We start from the raw sequence: 20,511 nt of genomic DNA, 5'->3' as shown, positions 1-20,511 counted from the left end.
ATAGCAGGTATTTCAACATTCACAACAAGCTGAAGGGGTGTAAAAAAAAACCCTATTGAGAAGATTGACGGCGCAGGCGATATAGCCGCCAGGCAACTGATAGACAGACAAAGATCAACATGGTCATAAAGATAGGCCATAACCTTGGTTGCGCAGCTTCAAACCCATGATTTAGGCCCTCCATAATCGCCGCCATAAAGGCTGGCACCCAATAGGATTGGCCGGTCTCAAGGGGGACTGGGGTAATTAATAGTGCGAAAAACAAAATGGAAACCAGGAATTTGATGTCCTGGGTTTTAATAATCCTTAGTACACGCCAAAGCAATAACTGGGCTACCAAAACGGCTACCAAGTAGACACTCCAAGAGATGTAATAGTCACTAGCGGTTTCCATCGCTGCTTTACCTTTTAAGTTTAACGTCATTCCCGCGAAGGAACGTCATTCCCGCGAAGGCGGGAACCCCGTACTGTAGATTCCCGCCTTCGCGGGAATGACAGCATACAACCAGACGGGAATGACAGAAGTCTATTCAACCCAACTGATAATATGCTCTTCCATCCCATCAGGATGCACGTACTCTTCACTTAATGCCCGACCCTGAATAGACACCCCAGCCTTATGCACGCTATCGGCACTACCAGAGATCAACGGGTGCCAATCTTCCAACGGTTTACCCTCAGCTACTAAGCGATAAGCACAGGTCGCAGGCAACCAAAAAAACTCTTCAACATCTTCAGGCCGTAACCAAACACAATTGGGCACTAGCTCATTACGCTGCTGATACTCAGTACAACGGCAATTATCATCCATATACCGGCAAACCACCTTGGTGTAATACACATCCCCGTTATCTGCATCTTCTAACTTATGCAGGCAGCATTTAGCGCAACCATCACAGAGAGATTCCCATTCACCTGTAGACATTTCATCCAATGTTTTAGTTTCCCAAAATCGGGGCTGCGAATCGCTCATGGTTACATCTTGCTGTTTTTTTCGTGCAGCTTTTGCATAACTTTATCGGGCTGCGGTGGCATTTGTAGGAAAAAACCCTGTTCTTCCAAACTCGCTAACACTTTAGCAATATCCACCCGTGCCAATTCCCGCTCAGGGGTCAATACCAAAGTCATCGCCTGCTCAGGCTTACCAAAACGTTTTAACAACGCAGCGGGAATACGCTCTAGATCTTCCTGTTTATCCACATAAAGATACATCCCTTCCTGCTTTGGGCTTCGATAAATAGTACAGATTTTTTTCATAAGCTTGGCGGTTACACGCCCTCTTTCGCTAATAGGGCTAACAAGTCATCACCGATAACCTTTTTACGCCAACCGGATAAGGTTTCTGGCAGTTGGTATTCACTGCCATGAAAACCCGAACGCAGCAGCGACTCGTAATCTTTTTTCTTGGCCAGTAATTCTGGTGCCATGTTTAATTGCTCAGCGCGTTTGGCCACATGGGCTTTTAAACGTTTCATAATGGTGCCGTTGGCGGGCGGCAAAGGTTTGGGCAACGCAGGTGGTAATTCTGATTGATCCAGTTCCTGCCCTTGCTTAATTAATACCAATAAATCATCACCATTATTACGCACAGTTTTATAGCCAATTTCATCAATACCGGATAAGGCTTTAATACTATTTGGCTGCAAACGGGCTATTTCAAAACAACTTCTATCTTTTAACACCCGACCACGGGGGCGGTCACGCTCGCGGGCTTTATTTTCTCGCCACTCAATCACTAACTGTAAAACACCCAGTTGAGCTTGGGATAACTTCCAAGCGGATTTAACTTTTAGATAATGCTGTCGAATCGCATTGGGGCCGCCATAGTTATTAATCAGCTTATCGCACTCTTCTTGCAACCAAGGCAAGCGATCATTTTCTATTAATGAATCGGTAAGCATAGTGTACATTTCTGGAAGATAGGCGACATCTAAAGCGGCGTAATGTATTTGGGAGTCGGTTAAGGGACGCTGCAACCAATTAGAACGGGTTTCACCTTTGGCTACGTGAATTTGCAGCAGCGCTTCAGTCATGGCCTGATAACCCAAACTAAAACCCAAACCATTCATGCCCGCTGCAATTTGGGTATCGATTAAGGGCGCTGGTAAAACACCCAATAAGCGATCAAATACTTCTAAATCTTCACTACAAGAGTGCAGCACCTTGGTAATATCCGGATTGGTCATTAAGCCCTTAAAGGCCGTAAAATCATCAATCGGTAAAGGGTCAATCAGAAAACAACCGGTGCTGTCAGATACCTGAATTAAAGCACCAATGGGGTAAAAGGTATCAGTACGAATAAACTCAGTATCTAGGGCTAATACACTAGCCTTGGCCCACTGTTCACAAAAACGCGCCAACTCTTCGTTGGTTTCAATATAAACAGGATGATCAATTTGACGTGTGAGCATTAAAACCTACTTGAATTAATCAACAGTACGACGACCGTTAAGGGCATGAGCTAAAGTACCCGCATCAACATATTCCAACTCACCACCCAAGGGAACACCATGGGCAATTCTTGAAACCTCTATACCTAAAGCTTTCACTTGATCGGTAATATAAAAAGCCGTGGCCTCGCCTTCTACTGTTGGGTTGGTAGCGAGGATAACTTCTTTAATCTCTTCATCCTGCAAACGCTGGAGTAAATCACTGACACCAATTTCAGCAGGACCAATACCATCAATGGGAGAAAGGTGCCCCATCAATACAAAATATAAACCGCGATAGATACCGGACTGCTCAAAGGCAAAGACATCGGCGGGGGTTTCTACTACGCAGATAATGGATCTATCACGCTTATCATTGGCACAAATGGAACATAGACTTTGTTCAGTCAATGTACGGCAACTACTGCAACGGGAAACACCGGACATCGCTTTTTCCAATTGCTCGGCCAGTTTAAACCCGCCCTCACGATCACGCTCCAATAAATGAAACGCCATGCGCTGGGCAGACTTAGGACCTACACCAGGCAAGCACCGTAAAGCTTCTACAAGCTGATCAATTAAAGGACTAAAAGCCATTTTAGAACGGCATCTTAAAGTTGGAAAGGTCAACGCCACCCGCTAAACCCGACATCGCATTACGGCTGGTTTCTTCCACTTTGCGCACTGCATCGTTAACCGCAGCGGCTAATAAATCTTCCAGCACCTCTTTATCTTCGCTCATCAAGCTCTGGTCAATGGTCACACGACGCACATCATGACGCCCTGTCATTACTACTTTAACCATCCCTGCACCGGACTCGCCGTCAACTTCTTTATTGGCCATGTCTTCCTGTGCTTTTTGCATTTGCTCCTGCATTTGCTGGGCCTGTTTCATAATATCGTTAATTTTCATTGCTTCCTCGCACCATGTAATACCGGCTCTACACTCTCCTCCACCAATACGGCAGAAAAGTCGTTAATTAAGGTTTGTACGTTGGGATCGTTTTGTAGATCAACAAAAGCTTGCTGCCTGCGCTCTTTGATGAGTCGCTGCTTTCTGCCCGAAGGGGTTTCTACCTGTACGGGCGTAACATTAATCTTGAGTTTAATCGGGGCATTTAAGGTGACGGATAAATGCTGCTGAATACGGGCAGTATAGCTATCGCTAAATAAAGTGGCGTTATTTTCATCCAGACCCAGAGTAATTGTATCGCCCTCAATTTGTTGCAAGACGCAGTGGGAAGCAATATTCCCCACCACACCGCCAAAGCCTAAACGATCAAATAACTGATTCCAGTTAGTGGGGTTTAGCTGATCAAGGCTAATGGGGGTAGCTGCAGGGGGTAGTTTGGATTCCGGCTCTTCAGCTACCGCAGAGGGCTGAGGGACCGGTTCAGGCTTTTTTACAGGTTCGGGCGCCTCCGCAGATGCCGCTGTGTTATTAGCTACCGGAGCAGAATTTTGCACACTACCTTGCGGTAGCTGGGCAATACCCGCCGGCATAAACGCCAACATCCGCAGCAAAACCATTTCAAAGCCACTACGAGGGTCAGGTGCCAAGGGCAAGTCACGACGACCATTTAAGCCCATCTGATAAAACAACTGCACATTCTCTGCCGCCAAACGACCCGCCAGGTCGGTAACCCGCTCTTTATCTCCAAAGCTATTATCCGTAGCTTCAGGCACCGCCTGAGTAATCGCAATACGATGTAATAAGGTTAACAATTCCTCAAGCGCCGCCACATAATCCGGGGCATGCTCCGATAGCTGATCAACCGCCGCTAACACTTGCGCACCGTCTGCTGCCGCCAGCGCTTCAATAATGTCATACACCGCTGTCTGGTCGATGGTGCCCAGCATATTGCGTACATCTGGCTCTAACAATTTACCTGAGCCGAAAGAAACCCCTTGGTCTGCCAAACTCATGGCATCACGCATACTGCCATCCGCTGAGCGGCCTAATAGCCACAAAGCAGCCTCGTCAAAGCCAACCATCTCCTGCTCTAACACATACTTTAAATGGTCAACGATACGCTCGGGACTCATATTCTTTAAATTAAACTGCAAGCAGCGTGACAGGACGGTTGCAGGCAGTTTTTGGGGGTCGGTAGTTGCTAACAGGAATTTTACGTGAGGTGGCGGTTCTTCCAGGGTTTTTAACAGCGCGTTAAAACTATGGGTAGAAAGCATATGCACCTCATCGATCAGGTACACTTTGTAACGGCCAACGGTAGGGGCATATTGCACGTTTTCTAATAACTCGCGGGTATCTTCAACTTTGGTCCGCGATGCTGCATCCACTTCTATCAGGTCTACAAAGCGGCCGTCGTTGATGGATACGCAGGCGCTACATTGCCCACAGGGCTCGGAACTCACACCAGCTTCACAATTAAGGCATTTAGCTAAAATACGAGCAATCGTGGTTTTACCAACGCCTCGCGTGCCTGTAAACAAATAGGCATGGTGCAGACGATTATGGTCCAGCGCATTAATCAGCGCCTTTAATACATGCTCCTGCCCTACCATTTCACGGAAGGTTTTCGGCCGCCATTTACGGGCCAGTACCTGATAGCTCATCGAAGGATTATCCCCTGTTAAATCAGGGAGGTAGGATACACTAGGTCAATGATGACATAAACCATAGTAGCGGGTTATTAGGAGAAGATTACTTCATTTTCAATTCCAGATAGCGCTCTTCCAGCTCGATGTGCTGGGTTTGGAGGCTAAGCAGCTCTTGTTGCATTTCTCCAAGCCTGGACTTCAGAGTTTCGACATTTTCAGTATCGCCACTACCACCGGATTCCAGCTGCTGTTTGAGGTCGCTATTTTCTTCTTCTAAAGCAGCAATGGTGCCAAGCATATCTTTGCTTTCGCTGGTAAGATCTTTAACCATGGCTTCAATACGTTCGACCTCTTCACCTGTCACTGCACTATCAACACTTCCCGCGCTTTTTAATTGGGCGCGCAGGTTTTCATTTTCGTCGATGGCACGAGTCAACTCATTTTCAACCAGCTGAATGCAAGTTTCTGCTTCCTGCATAAAACGCTGCTGCTGGCCTAACTGATCGCTTAAGTCGGTAACGATTCGTTGCTGGTCTTCCGGAGAGCTGGATGATAGAAGTTTTTTCTTGAGCTCAGTAATGACCTTATGTTGGTCAACAGCCATGTTTTTAAGCCGGAGAATCTCTTCCTGATTGGCAATAATAGTTTTGCCAGCACCACTATATTCAAGGTTTATCTCAGCACCAGCCTCATCTGAGCCCTCAGACTGTATTAAGTCGCCAATATCATTATAGGCATTGGCATACTTCTCCAGCAGGCTATCGAATTTTTCACCGCCCCCCAAGGACTTGCCCATTGCTATCAGCTGTTGATGATAGTCATCGGCCTGGGCTTTGCTGTGTTCCCATTTGCTCTCCATATCAAAGAACAATTTTTTAAAGCGCTCCAGATTTTGTATGCGGCTTTTATAGTTGGTTATTTCTTCAGTTAAAGCAGTGTCATCCGCTGGCTCTTGCTCTGCTGTTGGCGGGTTGGCGCTTTCATAAAACTGGATAATCGGCTGTAATTTTGCCTGCAGTACATCCCAGCTTGAGCTATCTTCATCGCCCGCGTAGCGAGCTTCTTTTTCCGCAATTAAAAAAGCATGGCGCAGTGCCGAAACCTGGCGCTCTATGGGAGCATCCGGTGCAATATCCAGAACAATATCCCGGCCGGGGTCCAGAGATTGGTGATGATCGCGAGTGCTATCAATTTCAGTATCGAGGTAGTCGAGAAAAGACAGGGAGGGAATGGTTTCCTTTTCTGCAAGTTGTTTTAAAGCTTTTTTGGTTTCATTGCGGGATTTGCCAATAGACTTTCGCAGGCTGACAATCTTGTCTTCCAGCTTAGCTATCAGTTTTTTCATCTTGCCAAGATGCATCATTAGGAAGATGCAGACAATCAGCAGCAATACCGCCAATTCAGCAGTGATATAAAAAAGAAGACTCGATTCTGGCATAAAAAGATTCCGCTAGCGTCACTTTTGGCAGGTATTCAACGACTGCGATAAAAATATTAGCTAAACCTATGAAAGTATGGATATTTATTAACGTAGAATTATGGTACAGCTAACGGGATTTAGCCATGAATCCAAGGGAAGTATTTAAGCAAATACCGGCCAAAATAAGGAGATATGGGCTTTATTTCAGTGATTACTGCCGATTCAGACGAATATTATCTGGAACGATAGGTTTATTAGAACGGAAGGGGTTGATATCCATACCGCCGCGACGAGTATACAGTGCCTTCACGGATAACTGTTTCGGCTGGCAACGAACACTGATATCGGTAAAGATACGCTCCACACACTGCTCGTGAAACTCCTGGTGCTGGCGGTAGCCGATGAGGTATTTAAGTAGGCCTTCATGATTAATTTGAGGGCCGGTATAACAAATCTCTACGCTCGCCCAATCAGGTTGGGCAGTTACTGGACATAAAGAACGTAATAAGTGGCTATATAAACTTTCCCCTGTATTGTGTTCACCTGTGGTCAGTAATGCTGGCTCTGGTGCATAGCTGGTCATACTGATATCAAGATTGTCCAGACAAATACCCTCTAATTGGCTAATTGCGTTACCGCTAGCAACATCCCTTATAAAAACTTCGACTGTGGCACCCACACAGGCTGACAGGTCTTCGGCCATTTGCTGCTGTAATGCTTGCTGATCAGTAAAAACAGTTTGGTTTAGGGAGTTTAAATACAACTTAAAAGACTTTGACTCAACAATAGAAACTGACTCGCAGGGAAAACGAAACTCCGCACAGGCCACCTGTGGCTTACCCTTGGTGTTCAGCCACGATAGTTCATAGGCATTCCAAATATCAACACCGGTAAAAGGCAGTTGCCCCAAAGCAACACCTAAATCATTACGCGATTGCTCCCTGGCAATGGGAAATAATAGTTTCGGGCTGTAAGTATCAACGTAGCCTACTTCTCTGCCTAGTGGGATCTTTACCATAGTTTCAACCTGTTATTGCCTTAAACTTTTGCCGGAATTGAGCAACCATAAACTATAAAACCAAGCGACTATTGTAAACACAGCAATCATAATAAAGGCCGAGTTTACATTGATATCACTAATACCCAAGACGCCGTAACGAAAAGCGTTGACGATATAAAGAATGGGATTGGCCTTTGATACAGCGGCCCAGAATTCTGGCAATAAAGCGGTTGAATAAAAGACTCCGCCCAAATAGATTAATGGCGTTAATAAAAAAGTGGGGATAATCGAAATATCATCAAAGGTATTGGCAAAAACGGCATTAATAAAACCGGCCATGGAAAAGAATACCGACGTAACGACCACAATAGAAATGGTGATTGGGTAGCTATGAATCTGTAGGTCGGTAAAATATAAGGCAACCAGGGTAACAATAAAACCAACCCCCAGGCCACGGGTCACACCACCCATCACAAAGCCTAACAAAATAATATAGTTGGGTGTTGGCGATACCAGCATCTCTTCTATAAAACGCTGGAATTTAGCACCAAAGAATGATGACACGACATTGGTATAGGAGCTGGTAATCACCGACATCATAATTAAACCGGGCACGACAAACTCCATATAATCGACACCAGCCATAGGCCCAATACGCTCGCCGATTAAAGTGCCAAAAATAATAAAATATAAAGTGATGGTGATTACCGGTGGCACCAGGGTTTGTGTCCATATCCGCATAAAGCGTTTAACTTCTTTGCGAACGATGGTCAAAAAGGCAATTAACTGTTCTTGAAAACTCATTACTTCTATTCCGTAGCTAACACAGTAATCAAGCTGCGCCGCTGTTGACTAAATTAACAAACAACTCTTCCAGACGATTGGCCTTATTACGCATACTGTTGATTTCTATGCCGGCCGCAGTCAACTCGGTAAATAGTGCATTGACCGTTTGGCCTTTTTCAATATCTACTTCAAGTGTGTGATCATCCACCAGGATGGCAGTAAAACCTGTTAACTCAGGTGCCGAGGCCAATGGGGCTTTGGTATCGAGAATAACTACCTCTTTGTGAAGTTGGGATAACAAGTTTTTCATACTACCATGCTCTACAATTTCACCGTGATTAATAATAGCAATATTGCGACACAAGCTTTCCGCTTCTTCCAAATAATGGGTGGTTAAAATAATGGTGGTGCCCTGCTCATTAAGCTCTTTTAGAAATACCCACATAGAGCGGCGCATTTCTATATCGACGCCGGCGGAAGGCTCATCGAGAATTAATAAGCGGGGCTCATGTACCAGCGCCCTGGCAATCATTAATCGGCGCTTCATGCCACCAGATAGGCTGCGGGGGGCATCAAAGCGTCTGTCCCATAGCCCCAGGGCTTTTAAATACTTTTCTGTACGCTGTACCGCCAGCTTTTTAGGCAAGCCATAATAACCAGCCTGATTTACCAAAATATCAAATACTTTTTCAAAGTTAGGGAAATTAAATTCCTGCGGCACAATACCAATCTGCTTTTTGGCTTGTGAAAAGTGGCTATCGATATCGTAGTCAAACACTCTCACCTTGCCAGCAGATTTTCTAATCAGTGAGCAAATAATACCGATGGTTGTCGACTTACCGGCACCGTTAGGACCTAACAAAGCAAAGAAGTCGCCCTCTTCAACCTGCAGGTCAATCCCTTTTAGGGCCTGAAAACCATTGTTATAAGCTTTGCTTAATTGTTTGATGGATAAAGCGGTGGTCATTGTTGGCGATCACTCAACAGAGGTTAAGGGTAAAAGGGAGATAATAACACGGAGAACGGTCTGCTGGCTTAATTAGATCGCTCTGATAAACTACGCCGCAATCCAACCCCCTACTACCCCGAGCAAACAGCCAATGAGCGATTCCAGTTACTTCAATCATCACCACAATCTGTTGCAAGCCCTATATCAGCACTGCGAGAAGCAACTGCCCTTCTGTGATGGGCGCGCCACCGAAGTTGACCTTGAGTTTATGGAGACTTTAAAGGCTCTAAGTGAAGCTACCGACTCCAGCGAAACCTTTGTGGAACAGGGGCAGTCGATTGTCTGCCGTATTGTGACGCATTATCAGCATATTACCCCCACGGTTAACCGTGATCTGTTTTGGTTTTTTGGCGGTGAATGCCTGCATTATATGGCTGATGAGGAGCTGGCGCTTTATCAGCAGCTAGATGAAAAGCTTCATGAGAACCCTGAAGAAAGTCTGGATTATACCGCGGTGAAGGCGAGTATTTTCCAGTTACACTAAGCTCGCTACATAAGGATTGACAGGGTAATGCAATTGCATTACCCTCCAGTTTAAGCAAGCTTAAAACTATGTCTTAACTATGTCTTAACTATGTCTTAACTATGTCTTAACCATGTCTTAACCATGACTTAACTATGGCTATGCTTTAACTATTTATTAACCATGGAGGCAAGCATGCCCCCCCCAATTCTGGTTACCGAATCTACTCTTACTGAGAGATATCAAACAACGGTACCAGACCCAATTAGAAAGGCGCTTGGCCTTAAAAAGCGCGAGAAAATCCGTTACACCGTTCAGGCTAACGGTGATGTCGTGTTATCCCGTGCCGAGAGCCATGAGGAGGACCCTGTTATGAGCTGTTTTTTAGATTTTATTGCATTAGATATTGCTAATAATCCATCTCGTATTAGCGTGGTGGGTGAAAGTCTGGCTAACCGCATTCAATCACTTGTTGCCGATGTTGAAATCGATCTGGATAGCCCCCTATCAGAGGAGGATGAATAGTATTGACTAACAAGCAATGGGTAATCAATGGATGGACTATCTTTGCGCATCCCCTCTTTCTTGACCAGTTAGAGGTATTAACTGATCAAGTTGAAAAGCTAAAGAAAAAAGATCCTGCAAATTTCAAAAAGAAGAATGCCACTAAGCGATTAGCGGCTATTAATAAGCTCGCGCTGGAAAAAATTCCCCAAGACCCCACACTACCAGAATACCGCCAAGGCGATACGCTGGGTGATAGTCGGAAGCACTGGTTTCGTGCAAAATTTTATCAGCAGTACCGGCTGTTTTTTCGCTTTCATAGTGAATCAAAAGTGATTATTTATGTGTGGGTAAATGATGATAAAACCAAGCGAGCCTATGGCAGCAGGACTGATGCTTATTCGATGTTTGAGAAGATGTTAGAGAATGGCAAGCCGCCAGACAGTTGGGAGAAGTTGCTGGAAGAGTCAGATTCTTTTTGAGTAGTCATTCGGGGATGACAAATGGTTTGCGGGAATGACGAAGTGGCGGGGGCTAATCGTAAATGGCCTTTTTCTTCCAGGAATCATCCGGTTTATCTAATTCATCCCACGCCGCTGCAGCTTCCTTTTTACTCTCTTTAGCAGAGGTCTCCAGACTAGAGGCCTGCTGTTCCAGTTCACTGATGCGGGCATCATGTATGGCGATGCGGTCACTGTAGAAACCATCGTCGTTTTCATTTTTCATTTTTTCATTGGTCATATGCAGGTAATGGATAGCCAAGCGGGGTTTATCCTGATGAATGGCTTCCTGAATGGGCCCTGCCAATGCATCGGTAGAAGTCTGGACCATTAGCCTGCGTACCTGCTTGCCGTATATCATCGCTTCTTTGCCGCTGATGCGCTGGCTGGCGGCAAGCTTGGAGATAAAGTTATAAAGCCCCTTGAGCATTTTCTGGATTTCTTGAATCTGTGCAACGTCAGTTAGGGTGATAGTGGCATTAGCGGCCGTTTTACCCCTGCACTGCGCCAGGCGCTCCCGGGCACTGGCCAACTTGCTCTTGTAGTCTTCAGTGGGGTTTATTTGTACCAATTGGGAGAATACTTCCACAAGGCAGGTGCAAACCAATACTTGCAGGTCCCGGCTTAGGAAGCCTTCGGGAAAACCATCCAGCATATAGCCGAAATTGCGGGAACGGGTATTAAGCGCAATTTCCAGACGGCGCTTTTCTTTGTTGTTCCTATCAATGGTCTGGATGGTAATGGCCACGGCCACAAGGATAAATAATCCAACCCCAATAGCGACGACAACAGCGGTAGCGGACATAATCTTGCTCTATATCATTAAGTACGGGAATTATCGCGAGAAACAGTATTTATAGCAATTGCTGCATTCTCATTGCCTAGTCTAGCTGGTTTTGCTGAGTTTTTAAGCAAATCCGTCATAAAAAACAGCAACTTAAGGTAAAAATTGAATTTTGGGGTTGACGTTTGCAACGAAGGTTCTTATTATGCGCGCCACTTCAACGGACACCGTCGAAGTAACCCAGCGTCCCCTTCGTCTAGAGGCCTAGGACACCGCCCTTTCACGGCGGTAACAGGGGTTCGAACCCCCTAGGGGACGCCATTTTTTACCTTGCTAACAGCTTTTGTCCTTTGTTAGTAGCTTTGTAACTTCTACCAAGATCTGCTGTTCAGATCCGGTTATTCAAGTCGGGTAAATCTATGGGCGGGAATAGCTCAGTGGTAGAGCTCCTCGTTGCCAACGAGGTGGTCGGGAGTTCGAATCTCCTTTCCCGCTCCATTCTTTCTCTTTATCTTTACCCCCCCCAAAAAAAACTAGTAATTAACCGTCATTGCCAGCAATCGACTGATTTGGCATAAGGGCCTTCCGCTCTGCTCTGCCCATTGATTAAATGCTGACTGAACTAGCTTCAGGTCCTTTTGGCTGGTTGGTTTTTTATCGACAACACCCTGAGCCTTTAGGGCTACGACTACATCTTCAGTTAGTACAAAGGTATCTTTGCCCACCATTCTGAGAAAATAAGGGCCTGAGTTACCACCCAGTTGAGCGCCCTCTTTTTTTAATAAGGCCCATAAACCAACTACATCATCAGCAGGCCATTGCGCCAACCAATTACCGATGCTGCCGTGCTCACCCATCATTTCAAGCATCAAACTGGCGTTATAACGCACTGACTTGATTTTATTCCAATGACGGATGATATCGGTATTGCCCATTAGGCTATCCATCTCCTCATCGCTCATCATCGCAACGCGGCGAGGGTTAAAGCCAAAGAACGCCTTTTCAAAGCCGGGCCATTTGTTATCCACTACGGAGTGTTTTAAACCGGCTCTAAACACCCTGCGGCACATGGTTGATAAATAGAAGGCATCGTCTTTAGCTCGCAACTGCCTGGTGGTGGCTGGCTTGGGCATATAGCTTTCTAATTCACGGGCACTGCCCAGGCGCTCCACTACATGCTGGTAAATCCAATCAAATTCTTTCATTCGCCGGTCTTATTCAACTTGAGTGAGGCGGAGTTTATGCAATAACGCATACCGGTTGGTTGGGGGCCATCATTAAAGACATGACCCAAATGTGAGCCACAGCGCTTGCACATTACCTCAACACGTACCATACCGTGGCTAACATCGCGGTCTTCTAAAATCACCTCATCCGCTAAAGGCTGATAGAAGCTAGGCCAACCTGAGCCAGAATCATATTTGGCTTCTGAATCAAATAAGGGCTCACCACAGCAGGTGCAGTTAAATTGCCCCTTGGCCTTTTCGTCATTGTACTTGCCTGTAAAAGCTCTCTCTGTGCCCTTTTGGCGGCAGATATAAAATTCTTCTTCTGTTAACTGTTGGCGCCACTCTTGTTCGGTTTTCTCGATATCGGCCATACTTTTCTCCTAATCGCTGATTAATCTGTTAATTATGCGCTATCTGACCGCCATAACGGGAAAACCTCATAGCATCAGCCGTTATTTTTTCTTAAAATACAAAATTATTACGAAAACCGGCCTACACTGGTTTACCTAACTTAAAGAATAACTCTAACTGTAAGGCGAGCACCGTTGAGCAAACCACATTTTCAAAAGTCCACCAAACTGGCTAATGTCTGCTATGACATCCGTGGACCCGTGCTGGTTGAAGCTAATCGGCTTGAGGAAGAAGGTCACCGCATACTTAAATTGAATGTTGGCAACCCTGCCCCGTTCGGCTTTGATGCCCCTGATGAAATTATCCAGGATGTTATTCGACTTTTACCCACCAGCCAGGGATATTGTGAATCCAAGGGACTTTACTCAGCCCGCAAAGCGGTTATGCAGCACTATCAGCAGCGCGGCATGCTCAATGTCGATATTGATGATATTTATCTGGGCAATGGTGTGAGCGAACTGATCACTATGGCCTTGCAAGCCTTGTTGAATAATGGCGACGAGGTGCTAATCCCGGCTCCTGACTACCCATTATGGACGGCATCGGCTTCACTGGCTGGCGGCACACCGGTTCACTATATCTGTGACGAGCAGGCGGACTGGTTTCCGGATATCGACGATATCAAAGCCAAGATCACTGATAAGACTAAGGCGATTGTGGTGATTAACCCGAATAACCCAACGGGTGCAGTTTATTCTAAAGAGCTATTGCAGCAAATTGTCGATTTGGCCGAGCAACACAATCTGATTATTTTGGCCGATGAGATTTACGATAAGATTTTATACGATGAGGCCCAACATATTCCTTTAGGCACGTTAACTAACGATGCACTTTGTGTAACCTTTAACGGCCTCTCAAAAGCTTATCGGTTAGCGGGCTTTCGCAGTGGCTGGATGATGCTAAGTGGCGCCAAGCATCGCGCTCAAGATTATATCGAAGGCCTGGATATCCTCGCCTCTATGCGCCTATGCGCTAACGTTCCTGCCCAGCATGCCATACAAACGTGTTTGGGTGGCTATCAAAGTATTAATGATCTGGTATTACCCGGTGGCCGCCTGCTTGAGCAAAGAGACCTGGCCTATAAATTATTAAATCAAATTCCCGGGGTTAGCTGCACCAAACCCAAAGGGGCAATTTATATGTTCCCTAAACTGGATGCCAAAAAGTTTAAAATTGATAACGATGAAAAGCTGGTACTGGATTTCTTGCAACAGGAGAAAATTCTGTTGGTGCAGGGTTCTGCCTTTAACTGGCCCTCCACTGATCATTTGCGCGTGGTATTCCTGCCACGCAAAGATGACCTCACCCATGCACTGGAGCGCTTTTCAGCCTTCCTATCCCGCTACTAGCTTTATTAAAGCGAAAAAAACGGCGCAACTTGCGCCGTTTTCGATTAATAATGACTTACTAGGCGATATCTTCGGCGAGCCAGACCAAGTCCGGTAATACCCAGACCTAATAGCGCTAGTGCACCAGGTTCCGGGACTGTAGTGTTGCAGTTGGGATCAGTGCTTACACAACCTTCCAATTCAAAACTGCCTTTGCCTGTTTGAAATTTTACGCCAAAGGTATCCAGATCAAAACTGGCTAGATAATTATTAGCAAAATCAAGGGTCAATGTGAAAGAGTCAGAGTCGCCTGCCGCCAATAAATTACCTTGTGCGCCTCCCTGACAGTTATTGGCAGCCCATATACAAACATCAATATTATTATCAATTGACGGTAGATTTTGCTGAACCCCGGTACTGTCAAATATCGAACCACCTGCAATGCTAGCCCCAGTTGCATCCGCATTAATATTGAAACCAAAAGACGCCAGACCTGCGTTGCCTAAGTCGCCCAGCGTAGTTGTATTCTCGATCGTAATAGCCATCACGAGTTGTGATATAGAAATACTGGTAATATCGAAAGTCGCTGTAGCACTAACCGTGCCCGTAGATGCGGGAACACTGTAGGCCCAGGCAGCTGAAAAGTCATCACTGACATCATCAATAATAACTCCCTGAACGTAACTCGAAAAAACAAATGCGATGGCTAGACTGGCCCTAACGACCCAAAGGTTATTCTTTTCCATGGTATATCCCTGCCCTGATAAGAAATATGATTTAGTAACCTGGTTATACGCATAGTTTATACCACTTTTAAATAACCTTTGTTTCTTAACTAGTTATGATTTGTTACTCGGAAAGCATCGTCTAAAAATGTAAACTATTTCGACACGCACTTGCTAAATTGGGATGATTTGCATCATACAAATAGCCTGACTTTTGGCGTCTTACTAATAGCAACCAGAAACCCTCTAAAGGGGTGATCAATAATACGGGCAAAAACCAATCTACACTGATAATACCTAAGCCCTCATAACATTGACCGGACCCATAGAAAAAACGGCCGGCATTAAGGTTACTTTCAGCAAGGCCCTGCTAAATAGCTTATATTACTCTTTCATTCACTATGTTTTTCAACGGATAAGCCAACAGGGTACATAATCGCATCATGATAACCAGTGATCACCTTGCGATAACCAGCAAGCTCTTGATCTAACGCCGGGTCATTACTATCCACCTGTAATGGGCGCCCCTGCAATTCGGTAATTTTGGTTTTTGTGGCTAAGATAATGACGTTATCTAAACCAGCGGCACGGATAGTACGAGGGCTTAATTGCTGGTTTCCCCGGCCAATAATATGCCCCTGACCGCCAATGGCAGTAATAATAATTTTAACGGCTAACTGGTGTTGCTGAACCAGCTTAAATAAAGCCTGCTCATCTAAATCTGTACCCACTGACTTGCTGTTTAAAAGAGCATCGAAGCCCAACAAGGTGTTTTCTAGACCCAACTCTTCCATTACTGCTCTTGGAGTAGTGCCGGGGCCGATAATATAAAGAAGGTCATCCTCCATCGACTCGACAATATCCGCCGCAATATCCTGCAAGACAATTGCTTCTACTTCTCGGCCTGAGGATTTGACCTGCTGAAGAAAACGTCCTTCCCTGGGCACTAATAACTCACCATAAAAATACGAGGTGACAATACCCTGCCGAAACCTTTCTTCATCAATATCTCGCACTTCAGCTAAACCGATATCGACTAATTGACCGCCGATCAGTAGCTTAACGATTTCACCGGCAGCTTGCGGGGATACCGCATAAACGCCGGAGTGCATTTTTACACCAGCTGGAATGCCCAAAACGGGGTAATCAGAGCCTACCGCCTCCAAGATATCCCTGGCCGTGCCGTCACCACCAGCAAACAGAATCAGGTCTACACCCTGCTCTTTCAGGCTTATAGCTGCGGCTTTGGTATCCTCTGCACTTGAGGGTGATGATGACTCACCGATAGCCTCGAAAGGTAAACCCACGGCTTGAGCTATATCGCCCCCCATGGCACCGGACAAGCCAAGAACTTTAACTTGAGAACCTATGGCCTTTAATGCCTCTATCGCACGCCCCGGTGAGCGGGGTTTAGCACCACGACTTAGGGCCTCAGCAACTATTGCTTTGCCATCACTGCCCTTCAGGGCCAGCGGGCCACCGATACCTGCCAGAGGATTAATAATCAACCCTAACTTAAACATCTAAAAAACCTTGAATTGTGTGCCTTGAATTGTAAATAAGCCCATTAATTAATGTGAAAAACGCCAGTTGTAGTGTCAAACAACGCACCTATACTGAATATCAAGCAGACGGCTTTGTCACTAATAAAATTAATAACAACTATAAAATCAATAAAGAACAAGCAATCTGTCATTAAAGTTTAACAGTATAACTATAAAAAACGACATGTTGTCAGAAGCGATAAAACCCGGACTTTATAGGAAAAGAATTATGGCTGAACTGTATGTTAATATCGATGAATACTTAGAACTAGACTCACCGCTATGTGACGAACCATTTATTGACGATGGTTACCATGGTGCCATCATAGATCCAGAGGGTAACGAACATCCTATTACTGAAAAGATGATTCTTGATGCCTGCGCAGCACTGGAACAAGAAATCACCTCTATCTATGGACCCAACTTTAGCGGCAAATAAAACCTAGCGCCTTAAGACCTGTTATCACCGCAGCATCCAACTCGTTGAGGTTGGCAATGCGGTATCGGGATAACTCTCTACGCACAGGATAGTTTTTGCGTAAACGATCAAATTCAACAGCTCGTTGCTGCGGCTCGCAATGCAGCAAGCTGCCCCTAAAGCGCTGGTCATCCTGTGCAATATCATAACAAGACAATACCGCCTCTCTCATTGCAGCGATAACATTGTAGTGCTCAGTCAGCTCTAAACTTAAATGATCATTTGTTTCTAACGGCGCTATAGTATCGGGCCGTTGCGAGAAAAAATCACAACTGGCTTGATAAATCATCTCTGTGCCGGCCAGCTTTCCATCATGGCTATAACCTGCGATATGAGGGCTAGCCAAATCTACGCTTTTGAGTAATTCCATATCAGGGTTTGGCTCGCCTTCCCAAACATCCAACACAGAGCAAAGGTCATCACGCTGGCTCAATAGTTCTTTTAAAGCCTTGTTATCTATAACAGCACCTCTGCCGGCATTAATGATAACGGTGCCAGGGTTAATATCCGCCAGGCGTTCGGCATCTAACAGGTGAAAGCTGGGGTGAGCACCAGTGCTGGTGAGTGGAGCGTGAAGACATATGACATCAGCCTTCAGTACCGCATCAAGGTCACCCAGAATGGGATAGCGTTTTGGGTCGATTAAGGGATCATAGGCGATGCAACGAATACCCAGATTACTTAAGCGTTGATAGAGACGATGACCTACATTGCCCATACCTACAATACCCACGGTACCGTCGGCGAGCAGCAATTCCAGCAAGCCTTGCAGCCGACAAAAGGCGCTAAGTACATAGTCGACTACTGAATTGGCATTGCAACCGGGGGCGCTGGCCCAGCCTATATTATTGGCCTCTAAATAATCGATATCCAAATGGTCAGTACCGATGGTGGCCGTGGCTACAAAACTTACCGGTGTTCCGGCTAGTAAATGCTGATCAACCTGAGTTACTGAGCGAACTAATAAAATATCGGCTTGCTGCAATTGTTGTGAACTCAGCTTGCGACCATTAACTGTAGTTACATCACCCAGTCCTGCAAAACGCTGCGCTACATTGGGGATATTCTCATCGGCAATAATGGTAAAACGTGTCATGGTTATTTCCAGCAGTAGCCATTATCCAGCTGACGCTGGAATCGTTGCCCTAAAGCATATTCATCGAGAAAAAAGGCTACGGTATCTTTTGAGGCCGGCTGCCAATTTAAAGAGGCATCGGCCAGCGCCGGCACATTATATTCCAAGCGGACCAAAGCTTGAGCCATTTTTATTTGCGAGCGATAGTCCAGCAACTTATCTGCAATAGCTTTAGCACCTCGCAGCCCTGAAGCCGCTACAGCGCTTAAATCCTTATGCATATTATCCAGGCTACCAAACTGCCTCAATAAAGCAGCGGCGGTTTTTTTACCAATACCGGGTACGCCGGGAATATCATCAATGGTATCCCCCACCAAAGCCAAAAAGTCAGTCATTTGCTGTGACTCCACAGCATAATGATCAATAAAATCACCCGTAGCGATACGTTTGTCAGCGGCATAATCCCACAATATATCGTTGGTTTGTTTTAGAATTTGTCCAAGGTCTTTATCCCGTGAAACGATGGTTACATCATCGCCGCGCTGTTGTGCTGAATGGGCAAGGGTAGCAATAATATCATCGGCTTCGTAACGGTCGCTGGCAAAGGTCGGTATGCCCATAATTTCTGTTAGGGCCTTGCAAGCCTCTAACTGAAAAGCCAGCTCCTCATCGGGCAGCATCCTACTGGCTTTATACCCTGGGTAAATATCATTACGAAAACAAGTGCCCAAGCTCTCATCGTAGGCAATGGCGATTTGTTGGGGTTTAACTTGCTGGAGAAATTTTAGTAAAAATTGGGTATAGCCATTTAGGGCATTAACGGAATAACCTTCTGGACTAAACCATTCATCGGGCATAGAAAAATAAGCGCGAAAAATATAGATCGAAGCGTCAATCAGATAAACCGGTTGTGATGGCATACTTCAACCCAGCTCTGCTAATTGAAAATGAGCGGCCGTGGGAATGGGCCTTTGGTAAAAGTCAGCCAAGGCGTCCACCAGGTGTTTGGCTCTTGCGGGCAAGCCCTGCTCACAAAAAAATAAAGTCTGCCGATAAACGGCCGCTTTGAACGGGCCAGCATCTGTCGCTTCACCACTCAAATTATCAACACTGATACGAAATTGTTTCTGACAAGCCTTGGAAAAAATCCATTCCAGAGCCTGGGGTTTAACTTCAACTTTTTCAAACTCAGCTTGTTGCTGTTGGTTACGACCATCAGGTGCGTACCAATAACCATAATCTAATTGCTGACGTCGCAATTCACCGGCAACACACCAGTGAGCGATTTCATGCAAGGCGCTGGAGAAAAAACCATGGGCAAAAATCACTTGATGAAAAGCCTGCTTATCATTGGCGGGAATATAGATAGGCTCCTGCTCACCTTTAATCAGGCGAGTATTTTCAGCGTCCGAAAAAAGCTCATCGAATAAGATTATTAAATCTTCGGCATTGTGAGTAATTAAAGCAGGCTGCATTGCAGGGCTAGACATTATAAATCAGTCCGTCGAGTTCTGAATCAGCATTATCGGATTCAATACAAATATGTTCACTAAGCCACTGATGATAAGTGTTAGAGTGCCACTGCTTGCCAGCTAATAAATGATTTAAGTAAGCACGCTCTGGTAACAAACCCTTTGCCAACATGGCTTTATTGGCCACATAAACCCAAGCATGAACAACACCTTCAGCGGTATTAACACAAAAGGCTTCACGACCGTAGCGTACCGGGTTGCCTTCAAAGGGATCCATAATAACAATATCTTCAGGCCGTTCTAATTGGTATAAAACGCCCTCTACACGGCCATCACGCTGATAGCCCACATTGGCATAGGCGACGCCGGTTTTTCCAGTAGCACGCTTATCAAAGCGCAAACTAAAACCCTCTAAGGTTCCCGCTAGCGCATTAATGGTAGACAGGCCTCTAGCTCCCATTCGGGCGGGATTCATATTGCTACCGTAGGCAAAGTAGTGACTTATCACGTAAGCACCTGATTTTGTTAGCTATTCGGGAAAAAGAAGCGGATAAGTATACAGTACTTTCGGTAACTTCTGAAACTATAGAAATCAATGGCTTAGCGCGCCATTTTTCCAGTGTTAGATCGACGTTAGAGCACCCTGCCTCATTACCCACTATCAACGCCTTACGTGCTTTTTTACGGAAGGGGTTTTGCCTGCTCTCGCCCCCCCTTCATTACTCAATGGAGGGCTGCCTGTGATCGAAGTTAATAGCTACTTTTCAGGCGGAGGCTTCTTCGATGGCGGCA

25 protein-coding genes and 2 tRNA genes are annotated in these 20,511 nt (G+C 45.6%); 7 read left to right on the top strand and 20 right to left on the bottom strand.

The window, feature by feature from the left end; translation table 11 throughout:
* Nucleotides 1–52: 52 nt before the first annotated feature.
* The 11 genes from P8H32_RS09645 to P8H32_RS09595 form a co-directional block, all read right to left on the bottom strand.
* On the bottom strand, nt 53–424 hold the full coding sequence (locus P8H32_RS09645) for a hypothetical protein (RefSeq protein ID WP_297291855.1): 372 nt from the start codon (nt 422–424) through the stop codon (nt 53–55).
* A 102-nt stretch (nt 425–526) separates the two neighbouring features.
* Nucleotides 527–973, bottom strand: a complete 447-nt coding sequence (locus P8H32_RS09640) for a YcgN family cysteine cluster protein (RefSeq protein WP_297291856.1) — start codon at nt 971–973, stop codon at nt 527–529.
* Between the two features lie 2 nt (nt 974–975).
* The gene (locus P8H32_RS09635; RefSeq protein WP_297291857.1) at nt 976–1,257 is read right to left on the bottom strand and encodes a YcgL domain-containing protein; all 282 of its coding nucleotides are present in this window, start codon (nt 1,255–1,257) and stop codon (nt 976–978) included.
* A gap of 11 nt (nt 1,258–1,268) precedes the next feature.
* Nucleotides 1,269–2,411 (bottom strand): ribonuclease D, encoded by a 1,143-nt coding sequence (gene rnd, locus P8H32_RS09630; RefSeq protein ID WP_301089280.1) that lies wholly within the window; start codon nt 2,409–2,411, stop codon nt 1,269–1,271.
* A 15-nt stretch (nt 2,412–2,426) separates the two neighbouring features.
* Nucleotides 2,427–3,026: a recombination mediator RecR gene (recR, locus tag P8H32_RS09625; protein WP_297291859.1), complete on the bottom strand. Its 600-nt coding sequence runs from the start codon at nt 3,024–3,026 to the stop codon at nt 2,427–2,429.
* 1 nt (nt 3,027) lies between these two features.
* Nucleotides 3,028–3,342, bottom strand: coding sequence for a YbaB/EbfC family nucleoid-associated protein (locus P8H32_RS09620; protein WP_297291860.1), 315 nt, complete (start codon nt 3,340–3,342; stop codon nt 3,028–3,030).
* Nucleotides 3,339–5,006, bottom strand: a complete 1,668-nt coding sequence (gene dnaX, locus P8H32_RS09615; RefSeq protein ID WP_297291861.1) for a DNA polymerase III subunit gamma/tau — start codon at nt 5,004–5,006, stop codon at nt 3,339–3,341. Before dnaX ends, P8H32_RS09620 begins: the two co-directional genes overlap by 4 nt.
* An 88-nt stretch (nt 5,007–5,094) precedes the next feature.
* Nucleotides 5,095–6,429: a hypothetical protein gene (locus P8H32_RS09610; protein ID WP_297291862.1), complete on the bottom strand. Its 1,335-nt coding sequence runs from the start codon at nt 6,427–6,429 to the stop codon at nt 5,095–5,097.
* 193 nt (nt 6,430–6,622) lie between these two features.
* Nucleotides 6,623–7,429, bottom strand: coding sequence for an NADPH-dependent 7-cyano-7-deazaguanine reductase QueF (queF, locus tag P8H32_RS09605; RefSeq protein ID WP_301089279.1), 807 nt, complete (start codon nt 7,427–7,429; stop codon nt 6,623–6,625).
* A 12-nt stretch (nt 7,430–7,441) separates the two neighbouring features.
* Nucleotides 7,442–8,215, bottom strand: coding sequence for an ABC transporter permease (locus P8H32_RS09600; RefSeq protein ID WP_301089278.1), 774 nt, complete (start codon nt 8,213–8,215; stop codon nt 7,442–7,444).
* Nucleotides 8,216–8,243: 28 nt separating this feature from the next.
* Complete coding sequence (locus P8H32_RS09595; protein ID WP_297291865.1) at nt 8,244–9,164, bottom strand: ABC transporter ATP-binding protein; 921 nt, start codon at nt 9,162–9,164, stop codon at nt 8,244–8,246.
* A 133-nt stretch (nt 9,165–9,297) separates the two neighbouring features.
* Here P8H32_RS09595 and P8H32_RS09590 point away from each other — a divergent pair, with 133 nt between their 5' ends.
* From P8H32_RS09590 to P8H32_RS09580, 3 genes are all read left to right on the top strand, one after another.
* Nucleotides 9,298–9,690: a PA2817 family protein gene (locus P8H32_RS09590; protein WP_297291866.1), complete on the top strand. Its 393-nt coding sequence runs from the start codon at nt 9,298–9,300 to the stop codon at nt 9,688–9,690.
* 174 nt (nt 9,691–9,864) lie between these two features.
* Entirely contained in the window at nt 9,865–10,194 is a 330-nt protein-coding gene (locus P8H32_RS09585) for a type II toxin-antitoxin system PrlF family antitoxin (protein ID WP_297290721.1), read from the top strand.
* 2 nt (nt 10,195–10,196) lie between these two features.
* Nucleotides 10,197–10,655: a type II toxin-antitoxin system YhaV family toxin gene (locus tag P8H32_RS09580; protein WP_301089277.1), complete on the top strand. Its 459-nt coding sequence runs from the start codon at nt 10,197–10,199 to the stop codon at nt 10,653–10,655.
* A gap of 52 nt (nt 10,656–10,707) precedes the next feature.
* On the opposite strand, the gene P8H32_RS09575 is transcribed toward P8H32_RS09580, so the two are convergent.
* Nucleotides 10,708–11,478 (bottom strand): hypothetical protein, encoded by a 771-nt coding sequence (locus P8H32_RS09575; protein WP_297290723.1) that lies wholly within the window; start codon nt 11,476–11,478, stop codon nt 10,708–10,710.
* A 224-nt stretch (nt 11,479–11,702) separates the two neighbouring features.
* Between P8H32_RS09575 and P8H32_RS09570 the strand changes: the two genes are divergently transcribed.
* Nucleotides 11,703–11,778: transfer RNA gene (locus tag P8H32_RS09570), tRNA-Glu, on the top strand.
* Nucleotides 11,779–11,880: 102 nt separating this feature from the next.
* Nucleotides 11,881–11,955, top strand: a tRNA-Gly gene (locus P8H32_RS09565).
* A gap of 35 nt (nt 11,956–11,990) precedes the next feature.
* Here P8H32_RS09565 and P8H32_RS09560 read toward each other — a convergent pair.
* Together P8H32_RS09560 and msrB are read right to left on the bottom strand one after the other, a co-directional pair.
* Nucleotides 11,991–12,662: a DNA-3-methyladenine glycosylase I gene (locus P8H32_RS09560; RefSeq protein WP_301089276.1), complete on the bottom strand. Its 672-nt coding sequence runs from the start codon at nt 12,660–12,662 to the stop codon at nt 11,991–11,993.
* Complete coding sequence (msrB, locus tag P8H32_RS09555) at nt 12,659–13,057, bottom strand: peptide-methionine (R)-S-oxide reductase MsrB (protein ID WP_297290725.1); 399 nt, start codon at nt 13,055–13,057, stop codon at nt 12,659–12,661. Before msrB ends, P8H32_RS09560 begins: the two co-directional genes overlap by 4 nt.
* 174 nt (nt 13,058–13,231) lie before the next feature.
* Between msrB and P8H32_RS09550 the strand changes: the two genes are divergently transcribed.
* Nucleotides 13,232–14,446, top strand: coding sequence for a pyridoxal phosphate-dependent aminotransferase (locus P8H32_RS09550; protein ID WP_297290726.1), 1,215 nt, complete (start codon nt 13,232–13,234; stop codon nt 14,444–14,446).
* Between the two features lie 44 nt (nt 14,447–14,490).
* Here P8H32_RS09550 and P8H32_RS09545 read toward each other — a convergent pair whose 3' ends face one another.
* Both P8H32_RS09545 and P8H32_RS09540 read right to left on the bottom strand, forming a co-directional pair.
* A complete protein-coding gene (locus P8H32_RS09545) occupies nt 14,491–15,171 on the bottom strand; it encodes a cistern family PEP-CTERM protein (protein WP_301089275.1) in 681 nt (226 codons plus the stop codon).
* Nucleotides 15,172–15,542: 371 nt separating this feature from the next.
* On the bottom strand, nt 15,543–16,673 hold the full coding sequence (locus P8H32_RS09540) for an ATP-NAD kinase family protein (RefSeq protein ID WP_297290728.1): 1,131 nt from the start codon (nt 16,671–16,673) through the stop codon (nt 15,543–15,545).
* Between the two features lie 250 nt (nt 16,674–16,923).
* Between P8H32_RS09540 and P8H32_RS09535 the strand changes: the two genes are divergently transcribed.
* Nucleotides 16,924–17,133: a PA1571 family protein gene (locus tag P8H32_RS09535; protein WP_297290729.1), complete on the top strand. Its 210-nt coding sequence runs from the start codon at nt 16,924–16,926 to the stop codon at nt 17,131–17,133.
* On the opposite strand, the gene P8H32_RS09530 is transcribed toward P8H32_RS09535, so the two are convergent.
* Genes P8H32_RS09530 through P8H32_RS09515 form a run of 4 tightly spaced genes read right to left on the bottom strand, consistent with a single transcriptional unit; the run spans nt 17,120 to nt 20,227 of the window.
* Nucleotides 17,120–18,268, bottom strand: coding sequence for a 4-phosphoerythronate dehydrogenase (locus P8H32_RS09530; RefSeq protein ID WP_301089274.1), 1,149 nt, complete (start codon nt 18,266–18,268; stop codon nt 17,120–17,122). The genes P8H32_RS09535 and P8H32_RS09530 overlap by 14 nt on opposite strands.
* A 2-nt stretch (nt 18,269–18,270) precedes the next feature.
* A complete protein-coding gene (locus tag P8H32_RS09525; RefSeq protein WP_297290731.1) occupies nt 18,271–19,167 on the bottom strand; it encodes a 5'-3' exonuclease H3TH domain-containing protein in 897 nt (298 codons plus the stop codon).
* A gap of 3 nt (nt 19,168–19,170) precedes the next feature.
* Nucleotides 19,171–19,737, bottom strand: coding sequence for an elongation factor P hydroxylase (locus tag P8H32_RS09520; RefSeq protein WP_301089273.1), 567 nt, complete (start codon nt 19,735–19,737; stop codon nt 19,171–19,173).
* Nucleotides 19,730–20,227 carry a gamma-glutamylcyclotransferase family protein gene (locus tag P8H32_RS09515; protein WP_301089272.1) on the bottom strand — a complete coding sequence of 166 codons (498 nt, stop codon included), beginning with the start codon at nt 20,225–20,227 and terminating at the stop codon, nt 19,730–19,732. Before P8H32_RS09515 ends, P8H32_RS09520 begins: the two co-directional genes overlap by 8 nt.
* Between the last annotated feature and the right edge of the window lie 284 nt (nt 20,228–20,511).

It is taken from the genome of Oceanicoccus sp., assembly GCF_029238675.1.
Classification (GTDB): Bacteria; Pseudomonadota; Gammaproteobacteria; order Pseudomonadales; family Dasaniaceae; genus Oceanicoccus.
The sequence above is the reverse complement of the archived record's forward strand: the minus strand, read 5'-3'. Positions and strand labels throughout refer to the sequence as shown.